The sequence below is a fragment of the Micromonospora sp. M51 genome (assembly GCF_018070305.1).
Lineage (GTDB): Bacteria > Actinomycetota > Actinomycetes > Mycobacteriales > Micromonosporaceae > Micromonospora > Micromonospora parva.
Genome location: NZ_JAGPXZ010000411.1, coordinates 1 through 5,480, shown reverse-complemented (window position 1 = coordinate 5,480; position 5,480 = coordinate 1). Strand labels below are relative to the sequence as shown.

5 protein-coding genes are annotated in these 5,480 nt (G+C 68.9%); 1 reads left to right on the top strand and 4 read right to left on the bottom strand.

All coding sequences use genetic code 11. From position 1 onward, the window contains the following. The 4 genes from KBX53_RS20810 to KBX53_RS20795 form a co-directional block, all read right to left on the bottom strand. Positions 1-1,187 (bottom strand): Gfo/Idh/MocA family protein (locus KBX53_RS20810; protein ID WP_247675951.1); only part of this gene is annotated, 1,187 nt, incomplete at its 3' end. Between the two features lie 10 nt (positions 1,188-1,197). Then, positions 1,198-1,992 (bottom strand): carbohydrate ABC transporter permease, encoded by a 795-nt coding sequence (locus KBX53_RS20805; protein WP_247675950.1) that lies wholly within the window; start codon positions 1,990-1,992, stop codon positions 1,198-1,200. An 8-nt stretch (positions 1,993-2,000) separates the two neighbouring features. Then, positions 2,001-2,918, bottom strand: a complete 918-nt coding sequence (locus tag KBX53_RS20800) for a sugar ABC transporter permease (protein WP_309140819.1) — start codon at positions 2,916-2,918, stop codon at positions 2,001-2,003. A gap of 16 nt (positions 2,919-2,934) precedes the next feature. Then, positions 2,935-4,242 carry an ABC transporter substrate-binding protein gene (locus tag KBX53_RS20795; protein ID WP_210861129.1) on the bottom strand — a complete coding sequence of 436 codons (1,308 nt, stop codon included), beginning with the start codon at positions 4,240-4,242 and terminating at the stop codon, positions 2,935-2,937. A gap of 96 nt (positions 4,243-4,338) precedes the next feature. Here KBX53_RS20795 and KBX53_RS20790 point away from each other — a divergent pair, with 96 nt between their 5' ends. Further along, positions 4,339-5,463, top strand: coding sequence for an ROK family transcriptional regulator (locus KBX53_RS20790; protein WP_210861128.1), 1,125 nt, complete (start codon positions 4,339-4,341; stop codon positions 5,461-5,463). Positions 5,464-5,480: the final 17 nt, after the last annotated feature.

Below are 5,480 nucleotides of genomic sequence, written 5' to 3'. Positions count from 1 at the left end.
GTGTGAGGAGATGCTCTCCTCGGGTCCGGAGGTGACCAGTGAGCGGTCACCGGTGGTGCCGCCGCGATGAACGCCTCGATGAGTGCCGCGTCGGCGCCGCCGTGCCCGTCGGCGGCCGAGGCGTCGCCGTCGGGATCCAGGTCGATGGTCTCGACGGTGTCGGTGAGGAAGTCGTGGACCCGCAGGGTGCGACCGTCGCCCTCGATGCTGCCGAGCGTGCCGAAGATCCGGGTCTTGCGGAAGTCGAGCGCCGTGAAGGCCGTCATCGTGAAGGCGACGGTGCTGCCGCCCTCATATTCGAGGTTGACCACCTGGTGGTCGACGACGTCGTTGCGACCTGTGTAGACGCAGACGCCGTACGGGCCGTCCTCCAGGGCTTTGCGGACGCCGTCCGCGCTGACATCGTCGGTGAGCACGCCCAGCGGCCATGCCTCGTGGACGGGGTCACCGAGGAACCGTTCGTAGATCCGGATCGCGGAGTAGGCACAGGATCGTTCGACCGGGCAGTCGACGCAGCGTTCGGTCGCTCCAGCCGGACGGTTCTCCGGCCGGAAGTGGGCGAGGCCGCCGAAGGAGGAGACCCGGCGGACCGGCCGGCCGATGAGGTGGCCGAGCCAGTCGATGTCGTGGCAGGACTTGGCGAGCAGCATCGAGGAGGATTCGGCCTCCACCGCCCAGTTGCCGCGCACGTAGCTGTGGGCGTGGTGCCACCAACCGACAGGTTCCAGGTGGTCGATGCTGACGATCGCACCGATCCGCCCGGCGTCGATCAGCCGCTTGAGCGTCTGGGAGTAGGGCGTGTACCGGAGTACGTGACAGACGGCGAGGAGGACGTCGTTGTCGACGGCTGCGGCGACGATGCGTTCCGCCTGCTCGGGCAGCGGCGCCATCGGCTTCTCCAGCAGGATCGCGTAGCCGCGCTCGGCGAAGGCCACCACCGGCTCGACGTGCGCGCGATCGGGGGTCGCGACGATCACCGCGTCGGCGAGCCGGGGCTGTGCGGCGAGGTCTTCCCACGAGGCGAACCGGCGCTCGGCGGGTACGTCGAACTCGTCGGCCAGGGTGATGCGGCGGGCGGGGTCGGGATCGGCGACAGCCGCGATCGTGGCGTTTGCGGTGGCCACGGCGAGCCGCGCGTAGGCGGCGCCTCGCGCTCCGGCACCGACGATCGCCAGTGTGATGGACATCAGGTGTCTCCTATTTGATGGCGCCGGAAAGGATGCCTTTGACGAAGTGGCGCTGGAAGAAGAGGTAGAGGATGACCACTGGCACGATGACGATGATCGTTCCGGCGCTGAGCAGCGGGATGTTGCGGCCGTAGGCCTGGATGAACTTGCCGAGCCCGGACGGCGCCGTCCGCATCGCCGGGTCCTGGATCAGGATCAGCGCGAGCAGGAACTGGTTCCACGCCCACATGAAGTAGAGAAGGCCGAGGGTGGTGAGCGCCGGCCGGGCGGTGGGCAGCAGGACCTGGCGCAGGATCTGCCTGCTGGTCGCGCCGTCCATCTCGGCGGCCTCGGTGAGTTCCGGCGGCAGCGACTCGAAGTGGCTCCGCATCCAGAACACCCCGAACGGCATGAACGCCCCGATGAGCGGCAGGATGACCGCCCAGTAGGTGTTGAGGAGTCCGATCGACTTGAGGTCGTAGTAGAGCGGGATCACGATCGACTCGTACGGCAGGGCCAGACCCAGCATGAGCAACGCGAAGATCGGCCCCCGGACGGCTAGCCGCATCATCGCCAGCCCGTATCCGGCGAGCGTCGCGAGCACCAGCGCGAGGGGTACGACGCCGAGCGCGATGATCAGGCTGGACCGCATGAGGTCAGCGAAGCCGCCGGTCGACCAGGCGTCGACGTAGTTGTGCCACTGCGGATCCGACGGCCACGCGAGGCCCGGGCTGAGATTGTCCTGTGATTGCAGCGACGCGGCGAGGATCGCGTAGAAGGGAACCAGCACCGAGGCGGTGGCGGCCAGCAGCGACAACCGGGTCATCGACCGGATCATGTCTTCTCCCGGGTGAGGCGGTTGAGGGCGAACATGACCGCGCAGGTCAGCAGGGACAGGACGACGGCGAGCGCACAGGCGGTGCCGACCTGCCCCGCGGTGAAGGTCAGCCGGTAGATGGCGACACCGGGCACCAGTGTCGACTCACCGGGGCCGCCGGCGGTCATCACGTAGACGACGTCGAAGCTGGCCAGGGCGGCGATCACGGTGACGGTCGCGGCCACCGACATCTCCCGGCGCAGACCCGGCACTGTGACGTGCCAGAACTCGTGGATCGCGCCGGCGCCGTCGAGCCGGGCGGCTTCGTACAGAGCCGGATCGATCTTGCCGATTCCGGAGTACAGCAGCAGGAAGCAGAGCCCGGTCGAGACCCAGGTCCCGACGACTCCGACCGCGGGGTAGGCCCAGGTGAAGTCACCCAGCCAGGCGCGGGTGAAGTCGGACAGGCCGACCGCGCGCAGCAGCGCGTTGAACGGTCCGTCGTCGTCGAAGAACAGCTTCCAGACGCTGCCGACCGCGACCAGCGGAAGGATCTGCGGCAGGAATATCACGGTACGGACGAAGGGCATGCCCTTCCAGGGCACGTTCGCGACGAGCGCCGCCAGCACCAGGCCGAAGCAGATCGGGATGACCGAGTAGAAGAGGATCAGCCCGAAGGCGTGGACCAGGGAGAGCCGTAGCGCCGGGTCGGCGAGGATCTCCCGGTAGTTGTCGAGCCCGGCCCAGGTGGCGACGCCGATCCCGTTCCAGTCCCAGAACGAGATCCAGAGGCTGTGCAGCCAGGGCGCGATCACGAAGGCCGCGTAGAAGAGCAGCGCCGGTGCGGTGTAGAGCAGCGGTACGAGTCGTGCCCGCGACCGCCGGGCCCGCACCGGCGTCGCGGGGGCGACGACGGTGCGGTCCCGGACGGCCACGCGATTCGCGAGGCTGTCAGCCATGCGTCTTGGCCCAGTCGGACTGGACGGCCCGGATGAACGTGGCCGGGTCGACCTTGCCGGCGATCAGCTTCTGAGTCTCGGCGACCAGCGTGTCGTTCATGGTCGCTGTGGCGTTGTTGTTGAACCCGATGAGCCCGTCATCGGCGTTGACCTTGTTCCAGGCGGCGATCAGGTCGGCGGAGATGGTGCCGGGCTCAGCGGTCACCGTCGAGGTGTCCGAGGGCAGGAAACCCTGCGCGAACGAGGCCTTGGCAGCCTCCGGGCCGCGCAGGAAGTCCAGGAAGGCGGCGGCGGCCTGCGCGTTCTTCGACTTCCGCGAGATCCCGTACGCGACCGAGGTGCCGATCGCGGTGGCCTTGGGGCCGGGGAACGGCACGAAGCCGGCATCGCCCTTCAGTGCGTCGCCGATCTTCTTCGAGTCCCAGGAACCGTCGACGAAGAAGACGCCGTCGCCCTTGGTGAACTTGTCCACGGCACCCTGCAGGTCGATGCCGTTGGCGTCCTTGGAGTAGTAGCCCTTCGTACCCCAGTCGGTGATGCTCTGGGCGCCCTTGGTGTTCCCGGCGGTGTCGAAGGTGGATCCACCCTCGCCGAAGACCCACTTGGCGTACGCGGCCGGGCCGTCCGTGGACTGACCGATGAGCTGGATCGGAAAGGAGGCGTGGCCCTCCTTGTTGCCGAGTTGCAGCGGGGTCTCACCGCCGGCCTTGGCCTTGGCCAGCGCGGCCTCCAGGTCCTCCAATGAGGTCGGAGCCGCGTCGATGCCGAGCTTCTTCAACGTGGCCTTGTTGTAGTAGAGACCGACCTGGGAGAAGGACGCGGGTGCCGCGTACAGGTCGCCCGACCCGAGGGTGGTGCCGTCCTTGGCGACCCGCCACTGGTTGAGCTGCCCGGCCGGGTACGCCGACTCCCAGCCGTACGCCTTGGCGTAGGGCTGGAGGTTGAGGATCAGTTGGTCCTTGACCGTGGTGCCCACCGCGTTGAGCAGCACGATGTCGGGCGAGGTGTCACTGGACAACGCGAGGTTGAGTGACTTGTTGTAGTCGTCGTACGTGGTGTCGACGTAATTGATCTTGACGTTGGGGTGCTTCGCCTGGAACGCCGGGATGATGTCCTTCATGGCGGCGCCCGACTCGGGGGTGGCGATCAGGTTGAGTTCCACAGGTCCGGCCGGCACACCGGTCTGGACCGCCGCGTTGGCGTCGGCGGCCGGCTCACCGTCCGACGAACTGCCCGGCGCGCACGCTCCGAGCGCGAGGAGCACGGCGGCCGCGCTGAGCGCACTCTTCGCTGATGTCATCGATTTCATGGGGGTCTCCCTGGGCAGGAGTAGTTTCGAAGGAAACTTGCGTTCGCTATAGTGAGCCGTCGACGAACGCACGTCAAGGGGCAGCGAATGACCGTGGGAGATGCTCTTCCAGGCGGGGACCAGAGCGCCTTACGGCACCTGAACACGCGTCGTGTGCTGCGGCTCCTCTACGAAGGGCCGTCGCTGACCATCAGCGGTGTCGCCCGCGAGACCGGGCTGTCCCGCCCCACCGTGCAGGGCATCCTGACCTCACTGGTGGAGTCTCGACTCCTCGTCCTGGACGGATTCGACAACGCCCCGACCGGGGGGCGACCCGCGCAGCGGTACCGCTTCGCCGCGGACGCGGGCATCGTGGCCGGCCTCGACATCGGGGCGCACGCGGTGTCGGTGCGGATCGCCGACCTCGCCGGCGCGCAGGTGGCGGCCGCTCGGACCGCCATCGACCCGGCTCTGGACGCGGACGGGCGCATCGACGCCGCTGTCAGTCTGCTGCGACGGACGATGCCGGCCGGCACGCCGCGGTTGTGGGCGGCCTGCGCCGGTTCCCCAGGCATCATCGCCGACGGTGTCGTGCGGCTGAGCGTGGCCATTCCGGACTGGACCGGCACGGCGCTGGCCAAGGAACTCACCGCCCGTCTGGAGTGCCCGGTGAGCGCCGTCAAGGACGCCAACCTCGCGGTCCTCGCCGAGCACCGCGTCGGTGCCGCCCAGGGGGTCGACCACGTCCTGTACGTGCATGCGGGGCACCGCCTCGGCGTCGGCGTCCTGGTGGACGGCAGGCCGTTCGGCGGCGGCCGGGGGGCTGCCGGAGAGATCGGCCGGCACCCCGGCCTGGGCTGGGAGGCGGCACCCCGCAAGCTGCTCTCCGACGCGGGGGTCGCTCCCGGCATGAACTCCCGCGAGTGGGTCTTCGCGCAGGCCAGGCGGGGGGACAAGCGCGCGGTCGAGGCCGTCGACGACTACGCGCGAGCACTCGCCGAGGGAGTGGGCGCCATGGTTCTCGCCATGGACCCGCAGTTGGTCGTGGTGGGCGGGGGCGTCGCGCGTGCCGGCGAGACGGTGATGGAGCCGGTGCGGCGCCACCTCGCCGAGATCCTGTACGAGTTGCCAGGCCTGGCGATCTCCGCGCTGGGAGACGACGCGGTGGCCATCGGCGCGGTCGAAACCGCCCGGGACGCGGTCCGCGCGGAGCTCTTCACTGACGGCTCTTGACAGCGGTAGCGCTCAAC